Raw genomic sequence first — 17304 nt, forward strand, 5'->3', positions numbered from 1 at the left:
GGCGCCCATCCACATGACGGGGATGCCTCGGCCGTCCGACCACATCGGCCCGTCCGACTGGCGCCACGGCGACGGCACGCGTTCAATGGACGCATGATTCACACAACGGTTCCCTGGCGGGCGTACGGCGCCCATCCCCACGCCACACGCCCCCTATGCACATTCACATCATTCCCTCTCGGTGGCGGCCTGCAGCCACAGGCCCCCTTCGCCCGTCAATCCTGCATCTGCACCGGCATCGTGGCCGAATGCGCGCAAACCATGCACACGGCGGCCACCGCCACGACGGGCGCACTGGACGACCTTGCCCGCGTGAGTGCATCGAGCCGGCGGCTCACATGGAGCGGCAAGGCCGCCGACATGTTCCATGCGCGCATGCGGCAGTTCGACACCACAATCGCGGGCCATCTGGATTGCTGCGCCACGACGGGCGCCATGCTGAAAGCAGGGTTGCCATGACCCGTCAGGTTCGCTCCTCGATATACGGCGGCGCCGTCACCGTGGCCGATCAGGCGGAATACCAGCGCCTGCACAGCGCCCTCAACGCGCAAAGCGCAGCGATGGCGTCGTCGGCAAGCCGCTGGACGCAGGCCGCCTGCACGCTTGCGGCACAACGAGAACGCCTCGTCTGGTGCCCCGCCGCCGCGCAGACCGCCGAACCGTCCGTGCCCGTGCACACCGATCAGCGTGCGCGCATCGACGCGGCGCGCGACGCGAGCGATGTGATGGCGCGGCGGTGCCGTGTCCTCGCCGACGAATGCACGCAGCTCGCCGATCTGGTGGCGCGCGCCCACAGCCTCTACGCCGAAGCGGAAATGCGCAACACACGCATCGTCAACCGGGCGGTGCGCGCGTTCGCGGTGCACCACCCCGTGGCCACCGGCATCGCTGTCGGCACGCTTGCGGTGGCCGGAGGCATCTATGGCTGGGCCACCGAGGAATCGTTCAATTGGGCCTATGCGTCCAAAGCCACCGCGTGGGCGCATGAGGGCGTCGTCTCCGGCATCGGCGCCGCATGCAGCGGGTCGGGTGGACGCCTGGCGTCCCTCACCGACCTTCCGGGGCAGTCGATCAACGACACGGCGGCCGTGGCCTCACCGTTCCTGAGCCATGTGGGCGGCATGGTGCAAGGCACGTCGTTGCGCATGCGGCAAGTGGACAGCGCCGACATGGCCGTGGGCGGGGCAAGCGGCATCCAGGATGCGCTGCACGACCTGCGCAGACTCGGACAGGCCAACGGCGCCGGCGACGACGGGCTCGCCTACGGCACGATCGCCATCTCGCAATACCGCAGGCAAGACGGTTCGCAGGCGTGGCTCGTGACGATCCCCGGCACCGACGGCCAGAAGGATTCGCCGTTCGGTTGGATCCAGAACGCCGAACTGATGAGCGCCAGCGCCGCCCAGCGGCGCGATGCCGACAGCGCGCGCCTTGTGGTGCAGGCCATGCACCAGGCGGGGGTGCAGCCCGAGGATTCCGTGGCGTTGATCGGACATTCACAAGGCGGCATCGTGGCCGCCGCGCTCGCCTCGGATTACGCCGACACCTACCGCATCGAGCATGTGGTCACGGCCGGTTCCCCAATCGCCAACCATCCAATCAGCTCAAACACCTGGGTCACGAGCGTGGAGATGGATGACGAACTGGTGGCGGCGCTCGACGGCGCCTCCAATCCGGCGAACGACCACTGGGTCACGATCCGCGGCACCGTGACCGACGGCGACAGTGACGGCCTGTGCACCGGCAGGGCCATCGACGACAGCGACGGGCCGTACCGGCTGACCCATGACCTGAAATACCACGAGGCCGCCTTGGGGCATGCGCTGGATCTGGGGTCACCGGCCGTCCAACAGCACAACGACCACTTCCGCGGGACGATAGCGGGCGACTACGTGGGCACCACCTATTGGCAGGGCCGCATGGCGCACCACACGCCGGGCGAGGATTGAGGCGCGCGCCGTTTCCGACTGTGAGACGGCGCACGCGCGGCGTTTACGGTGTTTAGTAGGGTGAGGAGCTATGAATCTAACCGATATCTCCCCCGCCATCGCCCTCACCCCGCTCGATGGCCGATACCGCAGCCAGACCGCCCCGCTCGTCGAATACCTGAGCGAGCCCGCGCTCAACCGCGAGCGCATGCGCGTCGAAGTCGAATGGATGATCATGCTCGCCAACGGCTACGCCGGCAATGACTGGCAGCCGATCGTGCCGGGCGTCAAGCCGCTCACCGAGCAGGAGCAGGCGTTCCTGCGCTCCATCCCCGAGGAGTTCGGCGCCGAAGGCATCGCACGCCACGCGGCGCATGAAGCGGTGACGCACCACGACGTGAAGGCCGTGGAATACTACATCGACGACCAGCTCGACGCCGCCGCCGACGTGCTCGGGGGCCCCACGCAGCTGACCGAGCTGAAGACCCTTGTGCACTTCGCATGCACGAGCGAAGACATCAACAACCTGTCGACGGCACGCTGCGTCAAGAACGCCATCGAGCACGTGTGGCTGCCCGGCATCGACGCGATCGTGGACCTGCTCGCCGCCCGCGCCGACGAATACCGCGACATGCCGCTGCTGTCGCTGACGCACGGCCAGCCGGCCACCCCCACCACGCTCGGCAAGGAGCTCGCCGTGTACGTGTACCGCCTGCGCCGCCAGATCGCGCATGTACGCACCCAGCAGTACTTGGGCAAGATCAACGGCGCCACCGGCACGTTCGGCGCGCATCTGGCCGCCGTCGACGGCGTGGATTGGGTCGAGGTCTCGCGCGTCTTCGTCGAGGACCGCATGGGCCTCACGTGGAATCCGCTGACGACGCAGATCGAATCGCATGACTGGCAGGCCGAGCTCTACGGCACGATCAGCCACGCGAACCGCATCATGCACAATCTGTGCGTGGACACGTGGATGTACATCTCACGCGGCGTGTTCGCGCAGGTGCCGGTCAAGGGCGCCACCGGTTCGTCGACGATGCCGCACAAGGTCAACCCGATCCGTTTCGAGAACGCCGAAGCGAACCTCGAGATCTCCTGCTCGCTGCTCGACACGCTTGCGGCCACGCTCGTCGAATCCCGTTGGCAGCGTGATTTGACCGATTCCACGACGCAGCGCAACATCGGTTCGGCGCTCGGCTACTCGGTGCTCGCCCTGAACAATCTGCTCGGCGGCCTCAAGTCGATCCACCCGAACACGCAGGTCATGGAGCGTGAACTCGACGAGAACTGGGAAGTGCTTGGCGAGCCCATCCAGACCGCGATGCGCGCGAGTGAACTCGCCGGCCGTCCGGGCATGGAACGCCCATACGAAAAGGTCAAGGAGCTCATGCGCGGCCACCAGATCACCCAGGAGGACGTGGAGCGGTTCATCGACTCCCTCGACTTCGACGGGGAAACCGCGGCGCGCCTCAAGGCGCTGACCCCCGCCACCTATGTGGGTGTGGCGGCGCAACTTGTGGACTTCGACCGCTGACGCACACCGGACCTGACGCGGGCCGGCCCTACTCCACCTCACCGACGTGTGGGATGGACGGGGCCGGCCCGCGTTCTGCGTTGGCGGTTCGTCACATAGAATGAAGAGGCACGGCCGGCGACCACCGCCAGCCACCGATTGGCCGTATACCAAAGGAACCAGATGAGTAGACCCGTGGCGAATCCGGATGCCACACAGCCAACAGCCCGCGGCGGGGCGCCCGGCACGGCATCCGATGTCCTGATCGCAGACAACGCCCCGAAGCGCACGCATGTGACCGCCGACCTGCTCCATGCCGTGTTCGCGTTGCTCGCCGGTGTGCTCGTGCTCGTGTTCGCCCTGTATCTGCGCGGCATCACCACCGGAGTGGAATCGGATGCGCACACGGCGGCGAAGGCCGTGGAATGGCTGCTCGACCTTCCCGCGTCGTTGCTGCAGCAACTCATTGTGCTCATCGTGGTCGGCATGGTGCTCATTCAGCTCATTGTGAACCGCGAATGGCTGCAATCGGCCTGTTCCGTAGGTTCCCTCCTCCTTGGCTTCGCCGCGGTATGGGCCGCTTCGGCGTTGATCAGCCAATACGGCAGCCCCCTGCTCATCGGTTCGGTGCAATCCGCCGGCACCGAATCGGGACCATGGCTCCTCCCTGATTTCTATGCGGCCATGGCCGCGTTCCTCACCACGGCCGGCCCGCGCCGCACGCGTTCTTCAATCAAATGGGGCTGGAACATCCTGATCATCGGCGCTGTGCTCCTCATCATCAGCTCGTGGAACTCCGTGACCGGCGTCATCGTTTCGATCTGCATCGGCCGTGTGGTCGGTCTGTGCGCGCGTTTCGCAATCGGCACGCAAAGCACCGGCATCTGGGGTGTGCAGGTCGTGCATGCGCTGCAGTCGATCGGGCTGCACCCGCGCGAACTGCGCCGCCGCCATCTCGAAGGCACCGCCGACCATGTGCTGTACGCCACGCTCGAAGACGACATGGTGGAGAATTCCCGCATCTACGAGATGCGGGACGAAGACGGCACGCCATACGTGGTCTCGGTGCTCGACAACCAGCGCCATTTCGCCGGATACCTCAACCAGATCTGGCAGCTCATCCGCCTGAGTGGCGTGGCGGTGCGCCACGACCGTTCCGCGATCAGCGCGAACCACCACCATTACGCGATGATGCTGGGCGTGCATGATCTGGGGCTCGCCGCCCTGCGCCCTTATGGTGTCGCCGACTCCGGCGAATCCTCGGTCCTTGTGCTGCACGAGTCGCCGAAGGCCACGCCGTGTGACATGCAGGCGATGACCGACGCCGACATGCGCCATCTGATGCGCTACATCAACACCGCGCACCACCGTGGTTTCACCCACCGCAACATCACGCAGGACGCCTTGGCGCGCCTCGACGACGGGACACTGTTCCTGTGCGGTTGGCAGAACGGCGACTACGCGAGCGGATTGACGAACGTGGCGCTCGACAAGGTGGAGATGCTCTCGCTGTTCGTCACGGTGTTCGGCGTCGAACGCACCGTGGCCGCGGCGCGCGAAGCGTGGGGTGATGACACGCTCATCAACCTCATCCCGTTCGTGCAGAAGGCCGCGGTCCCAGCCGCCACGCGCGCGCTGCCCGGGTGGAACAAGACGCTGCTCGAACAGCTGCGCAAGACGATGAGCGCGCTCGCACCGGAAGAGGTCTCGGAATCGCTCGAGCAGGTCACGCTCTCGCGCTTCAACGCGCGCTCGTTCTTCGCGATCACCCTGCTCGTGATCGCCGTCGGCGTGGTGCTCACGCAGATGAAACCGAACGAGATGATCAAGGCGGCACGCGACGCGAACATCTGGATGATGCTACTGGTCATGGTATTCAGCTTCTTGGCCTGGGTGGGGTCCGCCGTCTCGCTCGGCGGCTTCATGAACGCGGACCGCCGCAATCCCCTCGGCCTGCTGTGTTCGCAAATGGCCGCCGGATTCACGGCCGTGTCGATGCCCGCCGGCATCGGCCCCGCGTTCGTCAACCTCCAGTTCCTGCGCAAAAGCGGCTACCGCAGCACCGTGGCGACAGCCATCATGAGTGCCGTGTGGGCGGTCCAGGCGGCGGTGACCGTCGTGCTGCTCCTCGTGATCGGCATCGTCAACGGGCGTAGCACGCTTTCCGGCATGATCCCCACGAACATGCTCATCTTCGTGGTGGCCGGTGTGGCGTTGATCGTCTCGGTGGCCATGGCGATTCCGCCGGTACGCAAGAAAGTGACCGACAAATACCTGCCGATCGCCAAGGCGTATGCCCGCAGCCTGCTCGAGACGCTCACGCAGCCCAAGGAGGTGGTCATCTGCGCCGCCGGCGGCCTGCTGCTCAATTTGGCCACGGGCTTCGGCTTCTGGGCGGCGCTGCTCGCGTTCGGCTACCACACCAACCCAATCGAGACGACCTTCATCTTCCTGCTGGCCAACACGCTCGGTTCGGCGGTGCCGACCCCCGGTGGCCTCGGTGCCGTGGAGGCGGCGCTTTCGGTGGCGTTCACCGCAGTCGGCGTACCGTCCACGATCGCGATCTCGGCCACACTCGTCTACCGCATCGCGTTCTACTGGCTGCGCATACCCGTTGGCGCGCTTGCCATGAAGTGGCTCGACCGGCATAATCTGATCTGATTTGCTCCAATCAGCCCACAAAAAGAGGCCAACCGCGAAAAAACTTCTCAAAACCCTAGGAAACCGCGGGTTTTTCCACATTTATGCGCTAAGATTCATAACTGAACCTGTGGCTGCCCGGAGCAATAGGGCGGCCCCTGAACCAAGAAGGATGCTCACATGGCATACAACAAGTCTGATCTCGTCACCAAGATCGCTCAGAAGTCCCACCTGACCAAGGCTCAGGCTGAGGCCGCCGTCAACGCATTCCAGGATGTGTTCGTCGAGGCCATGAAGTCCGGCGAAGGCCTGAAACTGACCGGTCTGTTCTCCGCTGAGCGCGTCAAGCGCGCCGCCCGCACCGGCCGCAACCCGCGCACCGGCGAGACCATCGAGATCCCGGCCACCTACGGCGTGCGTATCTCCGCTGGCTCCCTGCTCAAGAAGGCCGTCACCGAGTGACGATGTTCGCTTAGGCGAACCCACGCATCTTGCGTACAGACCCTGACCGACGGCGGTCAGGGTCTTTTTTGTGCCATGATGGCGCCGCGTTACGCAAGCGACGCCATCAGATCGTGGTATTCGGGCGTGCCTTTGCTGTCGAAGGGGTCGAGCAGCTGCACAGTGCGTTTCTCCGGTTCCAGCACCTGCACCTGCGTCCAATCGCACACATGACGCACGCCGGCCTGCTGCGCGCGCCGCACGAAGCGACCACGCAGCACCGCGCGCGTGCGCTCGGGCGGCGTATGCACCGCGTGCGCCACCTGTTGTGGGTCCGCATACACGCGCATGAGCCCATGGCGCACCATCGCCTCGTACAGCGTGCCGTTGGCCACGTCGTGGTAATCCAGGTCGAGCTGTGCGATACGGATCGGGTCGACCGGCCCACGTTCCTGCAGGCGCGCAAAGAACCGGCGTTTGCATGCCCAATCCACGACCTGCGCGAGCGCGTTGATGTCGTGCGCCTCCAACCTGTCGAGCACCCACCGCCATGCATCGAGCACACTGTGCGGCGTCCACAGCGGGTCACCCCGCAGTGACGCGTCGAGTTCGTGTGCATGGCCGTGCGCGAACCGTTCGATGACGCGCCATGCGAGGCGTTGCATCGCAAGCGCGCTCATGCGTGTGCCATCCGCCAAATCGATCATGGCGTCCGGCCCATGTTCGTTGACTGCGAGATTCGCCTGCACGGGATCGCTCATCTCGAGGCGTTCCAAACCGCTGGGCGCGCCGGTGCGCGCTGCGTGTTCCATGGCGCTGAGCACCATATGCGTTGTGGCGCATTTGACCATCGTCGCCCATTGCGACCGGTTCGAGTCGCCGATGATCACGTGCAGGCGGCGGAACGATTCGGGGTCGGCATGCGGTTCGTCGCGCGTGTTGATCATCGGGCGCGAGCGCGTCGTGGCCGAAGACACTGTCTCGTCCACGAACCGGGCGCGCTGCGTGTACGTCCAGTGGTCGCCATCGAATCTGCCGGCGCCGGTATAGATCTGCCGTGTGATCAGGAATGGCAGCAGCTGGGTCTGGATCGCGCGCAGATCGACATACCGGCGCACCAGATAGTTTTCGTGGCAGCCGTAGGAGTGGCCGGCGCTGTCGGCATTGTTCTTGAACAGGTGGATCGTGGCCTGCTCCCCCGCCTGCGCGCGTAGACGGGCCTGCGTCTCGAGCGCCATCGTGCGCATGAGCGATTCGCCGGCGGCGTCGGCGAGCATCGCATCGAACGGCGTGCGTGCCTCCGCGGTGGCGTACTCGGGGTGCGAACCGACGTCGAGGTAGAGGCGCGATCCGTTGTCGAGGTACGTGTTGGTGGAGCGTTCGCGTTGCACGACCGGCTGGAACATCGTCATGGCCACCTGGCTGATGTCCAAAGGGCGGCTGGTGCCGCTCACGCTCAACCCATATTCGGTTTCGAGCCCGAAAATACGGTCGCAGCCACCGGCTGTGGCCGATGGCTGCGTTGGCGTGGAGTGGCGGCTGCGGCTGTCATGCAGCTGGGGCATCACTCGCCGCCTTTCTGCACGAACCCGTTCACATACGCTTCGGCGTTGCTTTCCAGCACCGATTCGATGTCGTCGAGCACCGCGTCCAGACTGTCCATGTTGGTGTCCGGGGCCACCCGCTGGGTGGTTTCATCGTGCTCCTGCTGCTGGGGGGATTCCTGTGCGCTGGTGTGTTCCTGAGGCATTGCTGTTCGCTTTCGTGATGGTCGCGTGCCGACGCTCACGCGTTCGTCCCGCTGGTTTCCTGTTCCAATTCACGCATCAGATATGGACGCAGGTCGTCGATGATCAGGCCGTTCGATGCGACCACATCGTTTTCGCTGCGCCAATGCACCAGATCGCCAGACCACGTGCTCAACTGCCCCTGGGCCTCCCACAGCACCACGGCGCCCGCGGATACCGCGGGGACATCCCATTGGTGCAAGAACGGCTCGAAGTAGGCGTCATAGGTGCCGTCGGCCACCTTGCACAGGTCGAGCGAGACCGGGCCGATGCGTTTGATGTCGGCTGGCTTGCCCGCGATGTCGGCCACCACGTCAAGCGCGTATTTGGATTCGTTGGATTTGAACGACATGCCGAAACTGACGACCGATCCTTCGAGGTGCGGCGTGGTCGAGGGCATGATCTTCTCGCGCTTGTCGCCCAACGGCGTGCGCCGGATGCGGATGGCGCCCTCGCCGCGCGCCGCGATGTAGGTGAGGTTCAGGGCGGGCGCATGCACAATGCCCAGGATCGGTTGCGCCACATCGTGCTCATTGAATTCGAAAAGCGATATCGTGATCGCCCATTCGGCCATGTTGCGCGTGTAGTTGATCACGCCGTCGATACCGCCGATGCACCAGTAGCGGTCACCGGACGCGCCGTGCTCCGGCCGGTCGCTCCATCTGCCTTGGAAGGCGTCGATGTAGGTGAGTCGGTTGTATATGAACTGCGCCAATTGGGTGTCGACGGTCAGCCCACGCGAATAGTCGCGTGTCACCGAATACAACGCGGAAAGGTCCTTGGGCATCACTTGGTCGTTGAGGGCATGCTCGCCGGCGTCCTGCGCAATGGCAGCGGCATGCATTGCAAGATCGCGTAATCCTTGCGTCATCGCAGCCTCCCGTTTCCTGTTCTGGTTCTGGTATGCGCATACACGCGTCGGTGCATTGCGGCCACCATGGCGACCGCCACATCGGGTACCACTATACCGGTTTCTACAGGGATCCGAGCATCGGCGCCTGTTACTGAGATAACGTTTGCAATCATGCTCCACCCTGTTGACACAGTGTCTGTATGAGACTCCACGCGTTCGATGTCTGCGCCACGGCCTCGGTGCAGTCATCACGGGTATAGGCGCGCGGATCGCGCATGTCGAGCGTCCATTGCCGCCCGTCGGCGTCGTCGGTCGTGGTGATGTGCGTCCACGACACTGCCCTGATCTGCTCTGGATACCGTTCCACCATGGTGCCACGCAGCCATGCGCGCGTGTCCTCCGGCGGCTCGCCGCACGCGGTGCGCACTTCGTCGTCGGTGCATGTGCGCTCGGTGCGCCCGCGCAGCCTGTCGAAGATCGATGCCTGCGGGTCCAGACTCGCCCAACGCAGGTCCACCGAGGCGAGTCGCGCGTCACGCAGGCTTTCGTCGAACGATTCGCCGGGATGCAGCCGCAGGCGCAGGCGTTCGATGATCTGCCATTTGCACAGCCATTCGATGCGCGAACCCTCAGCCTCAAGCTGCAAACGTTCGCTTCCATCGGCATGCCTGATCCGCGCCACATCGAGCAGCGCCTGCTTCCACATGGCCATCACCGACCGTGTGGAGCGGTCGGGCCACACCGGCTCGCCACGTGTATCGGTGCCGTACACGGCCGCGGCCGTCTCATAGGCGAGCGTCTGCAGCGCCACCTGCACCTGCCACGCGGTCATCGCGCCGCCGCCCGCCATCGGCAGCGGCTGCGCCAAGGTCAGGTCGTGCGAGACGCGGTGCATCGCCTCCACCGGGTCCACGAACGTCAGCGCCTCCAGTTCGCCCATCAAGTCAATGCCCGCCTCCTCGGCGTGCTCGCACACCCACAGCAGCATGCTCGTCGTGCCGAGTTTGAGCACGCGCGGCACATCCATGCGGTTCGCGTCGCCGACGATCACATGCAGACGCCGGAACCGGCCCGCATCGGCGTGCGGTTCGTCGCGCGTGTTGATGATGGGCCTGTCGAATGTGGTCTGCAACGCCACCTTCATATGCACATAATCGGCGCGTTGGCTCAACTGGTAGCCGGCCGTCTCACTGCGCTCGCCGATGCCCACGCGCCCCGAACCGGTGTAGATCTGCCGCGTCACCAGATGCGCGGTCATCAGCGCGGCCATCTGCCCGAACGGCACTGACCGACTCAGCATGTAGTTTTCGTGCGTGCCCCAGCTCGCGCCCTTGCCGTCCACGTTGTTGCGGTGCAGCTGCAGGCCGCCCGCCTGCCGCGCGGCTTGCTCCATCAACACATCGCCCGCCGTGTCGTAGACGACTGCCGTGAACGGGTCGTCCGTTTCGGGCGCCGAATATTCGGGGTGCGCGTGGTCGACATAGATGCGCCCGCCGTTCGGAGCGATCACATTCGTCACATGAGGCTGAGGTTCATCCGTGAGCATGTCAGGGCGCGCGCTCGCCCGGTCGAGGCGCATGCCGCGCATGTCGTTGACCGGATCCTCCTGCCGGTAGTCCCAGCGGATGTGCCGCGTGCGCGGGGTGGACGCCCCAGCCACAACGTCGAATGACCACTGCACCGGATTGCCACCCGGTGCGCCGCTCACCGCGTACTCGGTCTCCGTGCCCATGATGCGCCGTACACTCATGCCTGCTCCATTCCGTAGGTGCCTTCTGCCGCATCCGCCGCATGCGCGGGCAATGCGCGCAGGTCGGTGATGCGCCGCGCGTCGAAACCGTTGGTGCGCACCCACTGCTCGAGATTGACCTCAGCGAGTGTGGCGCGCGCCGAATCGCATTCCTCGTCGACCGCTTCGCGCACGAGCGCCGCATCGATCGGCACATCGTGCCCTTGGCGCACCGACTCCTTGACGGCCTTCGTCTTGGCGCGGTCGACGATGTTCTTGAGCATCGCGCCCGACATCACATCGGCGAGCAGCAGCATGCTCCAGTCGCCATGCTCGTCGCGCACACGGGCGATCGCGCGGCGCGGCGAGACGACATCGTCGACGAGCGCATCGACGAGCTGCGCGGCGCTTGTGGATGGCGCGAGCGGCAGCGCATTGGTGATGTACTGGGCCACGATCCGGCGTGCCTGTTCGGGGCCAGGGCGGTCGACCTTGATCTTCACGTCGAGCCGGCCGGGGCGCAGCACCGCCGGGTCGATCATGTCGATGCGGTTCGAGGCGCCGATCACAATCACGTTGTCAAGCTGCTCCACGCCGTCGAGTTCCGCAAGGAACTGCGGCACGATCGTCGTCTCCACGTCCGAGGAGACACCGGAACCGCGGGTGCGCAGCAACGCGTCCATCTCGTCGATGAACACGATCACCGGGCGTCCATCGCGCGCCCGCTCGCGCGCGCGGTCGAAGATGAGGCGGATCAGCCGTTCGGATTCACCCACGTATTTGTTGAGCAGTTCCGGGCCTTTGACCGAAAGGAACACACCACTGCCGCCGGCGCCCTGAGCCAGCGAGTGCGCCACGGCCTTCGCGATCAATGTCTTGCCGTTGCCGGGCGGACCGTACAACAGCACGCCTTTCGGCGGTTTCAACGCGAAACGCGCGAACAGGTCGCGGTGCGTGAACGGCAGTTCCACCGCGTCTTTGATCGTGGCGATCTGCTCGTCGAGCCCGCCGATGTCGTGGAAGGTGACGTCAGGCGTCTCTTCAAGCACGAGGCTGTCGGTGTGTTCGCGTGGCAGCACCTGCACCGCGAATCGCGCTGACGTGTCAAGCATCACGCGGTCGGCGCCGCTGATGCGCGCGTGTCGCAGGTCCTGCGCGCGCTCAACGACCGTGCGGGCGCCCGAAGCGTCAGAGACGATGAGGCGGCCGTCGTCGAGCAGTTCGTCAACTTGGCGCACCACGCCGCAGCGGTCGGCCGCCGCCGTGCCGACGATGACCATGTTCTCGTTGACGAGCAGCGTCATGCCGGGCGCGAGCCGTGCGGCGTTGACGGTGGGGGCCACCGGCAGCACCACGCGGCGGCTGCCGTGGAGCACTTCGGCACATGCGTGCTGCACGCCATGCGAATCGGTCGAACAACGGTCCAGCCGCAGCATCGCTGCGAAGGTGAGCGGCGGCTGGGCGAACTGTTCGAGCTGCGCCTTGGCTTTGGCGAACTCTTCGCCGGCGCGCGTCAACGCCTGCGCCAACGCATGGTTCTTCGCCTGCAGGCGGTCGTTCAATTGCGCCAGATTCTCCTGTTCGTCCATTGCACCCCGATTTCCATGGAAAAAGCCGGATGGTTCCCGCCTCCAGTGTACTGGGGCGGCCCCATCCGGCCATGACTTCAACGCTGTACGCGTAGGCCCATACTACGCATGGTCGCCTTGGCTTCGCCGCTCGCGTATCAGATTGCGAATCCAACGCACGCCGAAGAACGCGAGCACCGCCACGAAGACCGCGATGATCACGTCTTCGAAGACGTTGAGCACACCAAGGATCGAACACCATTGGTCGCCGAGCATGTAGCCGGCGGTCACAAGGATTGTGTTCCAGATCGCCGAGCCCACAAAGGTCCACAGCGAGAACTGCATGAAGTTCATGCGGTTGAATCCGGCGGGAATCGAGATGAGCGAACGGACCACCGGGATTACACGCCCCAGCAGCACCGACCATGTACCGTATTTGGTGAACCAGCGATTCGCCTTGTCCACGTCGGCGCGCTGCACCCCGGGGATGCGGTCGGCCGCCGCATGGATGCGGTGCAGGCCGAACCAGCGCGCGATGCCGTAAAGGGTCCATGCGCCGAGCAGCGAGCCCATCGTGGCCCAGATGATCGCGGCGATGAGTCCCATGCTTCCACGCGCCGCCGTGAACCCGGCCAGTGGCAGGATGATTTCGCTGGGGATCGGCGGGAATATCGATTCGAGGGCGATGGCGAGCGCCACCCCCACGCCGCCGACGCTTTCCATCAGTGAGACGAGCCATGCGGTCATCGAGCCGATCAGGCCGTCCGAACCGGTCGCGCACACGAGCTGTTGGTCAACGGGTGTCTGTGCAAGGATAATGGAAAAGTTCATGGTTCGATTGTCCCAACGTTTTTCGACAATCGAACGCATGAGCGTACAACCTTTGCAAGTCCTTGACGATATGCCCACACTTTGCACACCCGGACTGCTCGTGATGGATGTGGATTCCACGCTCATCGATGAGGAAGTCATCGACGAGCTCGGCGACGCGGCCGGCGTTGGTGAGCGCATCGCCGACGTGACTGCACGCGCAATGAACGGCGAACTCGATTTCGCCGAGGCGCTCCATGCGCGCGTGGCCTTCCTGAAAGGACTTCCCGCTTCGAGGCTCGATGACGTGTATGCACGCCTGCATTTCACCAATGGCGCGCTGACGCTCATCGAACGCCTGCATGCGCACGGTTGGAAGGTGGGCGTCGTCTCGGGCGGCTTCCACGAGATCGTGGACCGGCTCGCCCGCGAAGCGGGCCTGGATTATTGGATCGCCAACCGGCTCGGCCTGGATGACGCGACCGGCACGCTCGACGGCACCGTCACCGGACCGATCGTCACGAAAGACGTCAAACTGCAGGCGCTGCACGATTGGGCACAGCGCAACGCGATTGACATGCGCCAGACCGTTGCGGTGGGCGACGGTGCCAATGATCTGCCGATGATCGGCGCCGCCGGCCTCGGTATCGCGTTCTGCGCCAAGCCGAAGGTGCGGGCGGCCGCACCGCACACAATCGACACCCGCGACCTGACGCGCGTGCTTGATTTCCTCGCGCACTGACCGAACGCGGAAAGGCCCGCCTCAGTCGCAGAACGCGCCCTCGATCAGATGCGCGCCACGCGCCCATTCGGCGGCGCCCATCTGCTTCTTGCCCTGCGCCTTGACCACAAGCAGCTCGAGCGCATCAGTGGCGGTGCCGACCCACACATGGTGCTTGGTCACCTTGAGTTCGCCGGGCTTGAGCCCATGCGGCGCCGACTCGTCGTCGGCGCCTGCCACAACAGCCTTCGACACGTGCAGTTGGATCGGTTCCAGCGCGTCGGCCGCCTCGTGCAGCTGGCACCATGCGCCGGGGTTCGGCGTGCATGCGCGGACCTGGCGGTCGAGCGCGAAGGCCGGCACATTGAAATGCATGCGCGCATCGTCGTGCGTGATCTTCGCCGCCACTTCGTAGGCGCCCTGTGGCTGTTCGACCGGCTGGATCTGCCCTTCTGCCATGCCCTGCAGCGAGGCCGCCAGCAGGTTCGCGCCATCTTGCGCCAGACGCTCGAGCAGTTCGCCGGCGTTCTCGTGCGCACCGATCTCCACGGTGGACTGCGCGAGCACCGGGCCTTCGTCCATGCCCTTGGTGATGCGGAACACCGAAGCGCCCGTCAACGATTCCCCGGCCCAGATCGCACGCTGCACCGGCGCCGCGCCGCGCCATTGCGGCAGCAGCGAGAAATGCAAGTTGTACCACCCCAACGGCAATGCGTCGAGCACCGGTTCCTTGAGCAGACGTCCATATGCCACGACCGCGCCGGCTTCGGCGCCGGTGGCCTTGAGCGCCGCGAGGAACGTCTCCTCGCTCGGGTCGCATTCCATGACCGGCAGCCCCAGTTCCAGCGCGGCCTGCTTGACCGGGCTCGGCATGAGCTTGCGTCCACGCCCTGCAGGGGCGTCGGGGCGGGTCAACACCGCCACCACTTCGAAATGCTCCGTGTCATGCGCCAGCTTGCGCAACGAAGGCACCGCCGCCTCAGGCGTTCCCGCAAACAGCACTCGTACCATACCAGTTCCTCCTCGTTCGGTTTCCTGGCCGTTGCCACGGCCGACGGTCTACCATCGTAGTCCACCGTCCTGCCGTGCCAGCCCGTTCAGGTCACAGCAAATCTTTGGGGTCCAACCGGCAACGCAATTCGCCGCCAGCGCGTGACGCGACATGCCGGGCAAGCGCCACACGCACCCGTTTCGCCAGTTCGGCGCGCCGAGAGTGCGGTACGCGCACCACGGCCTTCACCCGGTCGCCCATCTCCTCGATCTCACGCGCATCGACCGTGCGCGCCTGTGGAATCGGCACCGGCCCCAACACGCTGTCGATCCGCTGGCCCTGCCATTGCAGCGTCGCCCAATCGCCGCCGCGCACGCCGATTTCGCGCAACATCCACGTCACGGCGTCGTTGCGCCCCCACACACACGCTGCGCTCAACGCCGGCGGCAACGCGGTCTCCTCACGTTCGCGCAACTCCCGTCCGGCCAGCACGCGCGGATCCCACGTCATCAGCGCCTGCGCGATGAGCGGATCGGTCTCGCCGAGCAACAGTCCGACCCCGCCATCTACGCGCGCATTGCAATACGACATTGTGTGCATCCACGTGCGCAATACATCGACGCGCGCATCCATGCGCTGCGAGTACAGGCTCGTCCACGCGTCCAGAATCGCCACGGCCCGGTAACGGCCGCCGGACGCGCCGCCCGGGCGCACGCGCGGCTCCGCGCCGGGCGTCGCGATCACGATGACCGGCGCATCCGCGACCTGCTCGATCACGCCTTCGGCCTGATGCGGGCTCGACAGCACCATCGGCATCTCGCGGAACAATCCACGCAATTCGCGCGCGGTACCAGCGGCGCCCACGCGGATCACGCGCAACCGCTCACCACCGCACCGCGCACAGTGCCAATGCACCGCTGCAGCCCCACACCACCGGCACCGCGGCGTCTGGCCCACGCCCACACGCTCGAGCGGGCCCGTGCAGCGCATGCACCGCGCAAGCGCCAGACACTGCGCGCAACTCAACGACTCGCTCACTCCATCGCCCGGAATCGACAGCAAAACCGGTCCCTGTTCAAGCGCCTTCGACAACACGCGCACTGCGGTATGCGGCACGCGCGCGCCGACGCTCGCATCCGCAAGACGCATCAATTCGTCGCGGTTGAGCCAACGGACCGGCGGCGCACTCGCCGCAAGCGCATCACGGTAGCCGTGGACCGCGGCGCTCGGGCCGCACACTCCCAACCCCACCGACTCCGCGCGCTCGCACTCCCATTGGCTGAGCACACTGCGCGCCTGCGCGTAGGCCACGAACACGCCGTCATGCAACCCCGCGCGCAGACGGCACACGCCGCGCGCGTTCGCATACGGCGCCAATCCATCGGCGTACTGGTACGCGGCGTCGTCGAGCACCGCGAACAACGCGGGGCCGTCGACCGGCGCATACATCGCCGCGCGCAGGCCGACCACGCACCGCACCTGACCGGCCAGCACGGCCCGGTACGCGCGGTAGCGTTCCGCTGGGCTGAGCGATGCGCTCAACACGGCCACGTCGCCGCTCGAGCCGCCGGATTCGTCGGGCGCCCACGCGCGCAATCCCACGGCGTTCAACGTGTGCATGAGCGCCCACACCTCGCGCATCGTCGGCATGACGAACACCGCGGATTTGCCCGAGGCGAGCGCGCGCAGCGCCATCCATGCGAAGTCCTCACGCCACCGGCCCTCCCCCGGCAGCCCGTCGATGACGAACGAGGCGAATCCGTCCGCGGCGAGCGCCTCGTCGACAAGCCGCGCCTGCTCGTATCCGCGCGCGAACGCCTTGTAGGCGCGGGCGGCGGACTGCGCACAGCGTTCGCGCAGCTCGGTGCCGTCCGCCGGTGCGAATGATTCGCGGTCCACGGCGGCGACGCGCGTGGGCACCGCCACGCGCACGATGTTCGCGCGTGTGCCGCCGTAGGCGTCCGCGATCGCCGTGATGTCGCCACGCATGGACGCGGACACGATGGGGTGCGGCGAGAGCACGCGTTCGATGAACCGCAGCGCGGATGCATCGGTCTCGCTCGTCTCGCTGCGCGACCAGATGACGCCCGACACGCGCTGGCCGCCGAAGCGCACGCGCACCAGACAACCGGGCTGCGCGGCCTCGGACTGCTTCTCGTCGATCAGGTAGTCGAAGGGCTGGCCCAGATGCGCCGCTTGGATGTCGAGCACCACATGGGCGACGGGCAGGTGCGGCGCGGCCGTGCGTTCCGCCTGGCGGCGCCGGCGGCGCCGGGGTTCGAGCCCTTCGAACGCGGGTTGTTGTGCATCGGTCGTCATGCTG

Annotated in this window: 14 protein-coding genes; 6 read left to right on the forward strand and 8 right to left on the reverse strand. The window is 65.9% G+C overall.

What is annotated here, in order from left to right; genetic code table 11:
• Positions 1 to 93 precede the first annotated feature (93 nt).
• From OU02_RS08670 to OU02_RS00580, 5 genes are all read left to right on the forward strand, one after another.
• Positions 94 to 459, forward strand: a complete 366-nt coding sequence (locus OU02_RS08670) for a hypothetical protein (protein WP_026643361.1) — start codon at positions 94 to 96, stop codon at positions 457 to 459.
• On the forward strand, positions 456 to 1949 hold the full coding sequence (locus OU02_RS00565) for a PGAP1-like alpha/beta domain-containing protein (RefSeq protein ID WP_033488301.1): 1494 nt from the start codon (positions 456 to 458) through the stop codon (positions 1947 to 1949). The genes OU02_RS08670 and OU02_RS00565 overlap by 4 nt, the downstream gene beginning before the upstream one ends.
• 70 nt (positions 1950 to 2019) lie before the next feature.
• The gene (gene purB / locus OU02_RS00570) at positions 2020 to 3462 is read left to right on the forward strand and encodes an adenylosuccinate lyase (protein WP_033488302.1); all 1443 of its coding nucleotides are present in this window, start codon (positions 2020 to 2022) and stop codon (positions 3460 to 3462) included.
• A gap of 162 nt (positions 3463 to 3624) precedes the next feature.
• The gene (locus OU02_RS00575) at positions 3625 to 6102 is read left to right on the forward strand and encodes a lysylphosphatidylglycerol synthase transmembrane domain-containing protein (protein ID WP_051918184.1); all 2478 of its coding nucleotides are present in this window, start codon (positions 3625 to 3627) and stop codon (positions 6100 to 6102) included.
• 159 nt (positions 6103 to 6261) lie between these two features.
• Positions 6262 to 6543 carry an HU family DNA-binding protein gene (locus OU02_RS00580; RefSeq protein ID WP_022857750.1) on the forward strand — a complete coding sequence of 94 codons (282 nt, stop codon included), beginning with the start codon at positions 6262 to 6264 and terminating at the stop codon, positions 6541 to 6543.
• Positions 6544 to 6632: 89 nt separating this feature from the next.
• Here the strand turns inward: OU02_RS00580 and OU02_RS00585 are convergent, their stop codons facing one another.
• The 6 genes from OU02_RS00585 to OU02_RS00610 form a co-directional block, all read right to left on the reverse strand.
• Entirely contained in the window at positions 6633 to 8087 is a 1455-nt protein-coding gene (locus OU02_RS00585; protein ID WP_033488303.1) for a proteasome accessory factor PafA2 family protein, read from the reverse strand.
• Complete coding sequence (locus tag OU02_RS00590; protein ID WP_033488304.1) at positions 8087 to 8272, reverse strand: ubiquitin-like protein Pup; 186 nt, start codon at positions 8270 to 8272, stop codon at positions 8087 to 8089. Before OU02_RS00590 ends, OU02_RS00585 begins: the two co-directional genes overlap by 1 nt.
• Positions 8273 to 8307: 35 nt before the next feature.
• Positions 8308 to 9180 carry an inositol monophosphatase family protein gene (locus OU02_RS00595; RefSeq protein WP_051918183.1) on the reverse strand — a complete coding sequence of 291 codons (873 nt, stop codon included), beginning with the start codon at positions 9178 to 9180 and terminating at the stop codon, positions 8308 to 8310.
• Positions 9181 to 9331: 151 nt separating this feature from the next.
• A complete protein-coding gene (gene dop, locus OU02_RS00600) occupies positions 9332 to 10912 on the reverse strand; it encodes a depupylase/deamidase Dop (protein ID WP_033488305.1) in 1581 nt (526 codons plus the stop codon).
• Complete coding sequence (gene arc, locus OU02_RS00605; RefSeq protein ID WP_051918182.1) at positions 10909 to 12480, reverse strand: proteasome ATPase; 1572 nt, start codon at positions 12478 to 12480, stop codon at positions 10909 to 10911. The genes dop and arc overlap by 4 nt, the downstream gene beginning before the upstream one ends.
• A gap of 102 nt (positions 12481 to 12582) precedes the next feature.
• On the reverse strand, positions 12583 to 13290 hold the full coding sequence (locus tag OU02_RS00610) for a DedA family protein (RefSeq protein ID WP_033488306.1): 708 nt from the start codon (positions 13288 to 13290) through the stop codon (positions 12583 to 12585).
• A 37-nt stretch (positions 13291 to 13327) separates the two neighbouring features.
• Here OU02_RS00610 and serB point away from each other — a divergent pair, with 37 nt between their 5' ends.
• Positions 13328 to 14011 carry a phosphoserine phosphatase SerB gene (serB, locus tag OU02_RS00615; RefSeq protein WP_033488527.1) on the forward strand — a complete coding sequence of 228 codons (684 nt, stop codon included), beginning with the start codon at positions 13328 to 13330 and terminating at the stop codon, positions 14009 to 14011.
• Between the two features lie 21 nt (positions 14012 to 14032).
• Here the strand turns inward: serB and fmt are convergent, their stop codons facing one another.
• Positions 14033 to 15001 carry a methionyl-tRNA formyltransferase gene (gene fmt / locus OU02_RS00620; protein ID WP_033488307.1) on the reverse strand — a complete coding sequence of 323 codons (969 nt, stop codon included), beginning with the start codon at positions 14999 to 15001 and terminating at the stop codon, positions 14033 to 14035.
• Between the two features lie 91 nt (positions 15002 to 15092).
• Complete coding sequence (locus OU02_RS00625; RefSeq protein ID WP_033488308.1) at positions 15093 to 17300, reverse strand: primosomal protein N'; 2208 nt, start codon at positions 17298 to 17300, stop codon at positions 15093 to 15095.
• Between the last annotated feature and the right edge of the window lie 4 nt (positions 17301 to 17304).

The sequence above is a fragment of the Bifidobacterium pseudolongum subsp. pseudolongum DSM 20099 genome (genome assembly GCF_000771225.1).
Lineage (GTDB): Bacteria > Actinomycetota > Actinomycetes > Actinomycetales > Bifidobacteriaceae > Bifidobacterium > Bifidobacterium pseudolongum.

What these genes read in the sequence shown, in the direction of transcription:
- OU02_RS08670 (WP_026643361.1), top strand. Translation starts at nt 94, where the DNA reads ATGATTCACACAACGGTTCCCTGGCGGGCGTACGGCGCCCATCCCCAC.
- OU02_RS00565 (WP_033488301.1), top strand. Translation starts at nt 456, where the DNA reads ATGACCCGTCAGGTTCGCTCCTCGATATACGGCGGCGCCGTCACCGTG.
- purB (WP_033488302.1), top strand. Translation starts at nt 2,020, where the DNA reads ATGAATCTAACCGATATCTCCCCCGCCATCGCCCTCACCCCGCTCGAT.
- OU02_RS00575 (WP_051918184.1), top strand. Translation starts at nt 3,625, where the DNA reads ATGAGTAGACCCGTGGCGAATCCGGATGCCACACAGCCAACAGCCCGC.
- OU02_RS00580 (WP_022857750.1), top strand. Translation starts at nt 6,262, where the DNA reads ATGGCATACAACAAGTCTGATCTCGTCACCAAGATCGCTCAGAAGTCC.
- OU02_RS00585 (WP_033488303.1), bottom strand. Translation starts at nt 8,087, where the DNA reads ATGCCCCAGCTGCATGACAGCCGCAGCCGCCACTCCACGCCAACGCAG.
- OU02_RS00590 (WP_033488304.1), bottom strand. Translation starts at nt 8,272, where the DNA reads ATGCCTCAGGAACACACCAGCGCACAGGAATCCCCCCAGCAGCAGGAG.
- OU02_RS00595 (WP_051918183.1), bottom strand. Translation starts at nt 9,180, where the DNA reads ATGACGCAAGGATTACGCGATCTTGCAATGCATGCCGCTGCCATTGCG.
- dop (WP_033488305.1), bottom strand. Translation starts at nt 10,912, where the DNA reads ATGAGTGTACGGCGCATCATGGGCACGGAGACCGAGTACGCGGTGAGC.
- arc (WP_051918182.1), bottom strand. Translation starts at nt 12,480, where the DNA reads ATGGACGAACAGGAGAATCTGGCGCAATTGAACGACCGCCTGCAGGCG.
- OU02_RS00610 (WP_033488306.1), bottom strand. Translation starts at nt 13,290, where the DNA reads ATGAACTTTTCCATTATCCTTGCACAGACACCCGTTGACCAACAGCTC.
- serB (WP_033488527.1), top strand. Translation starts at nt 13,328, where the DNA reads ATGAGCGTACAACCTTTGCAAGTCCTTGACGATATGCCCACACTTTGC.
- fmt (WP_033488307.1), bottom strand. Translation starts at nt 15,001, where the DNA reads ATGGTACGAGTGCTGTTTGCGGGAACGCCTGAGGCGGCGGTGCCTTCG.
- OU02_RS00625 (WP_033488308.1), bottom strand. Translation starts at nt 17,300, where the DNA reads ATGACGACCGATGCACAACAACCCGCGTTCGAAGGGCTCGAACCCCGG.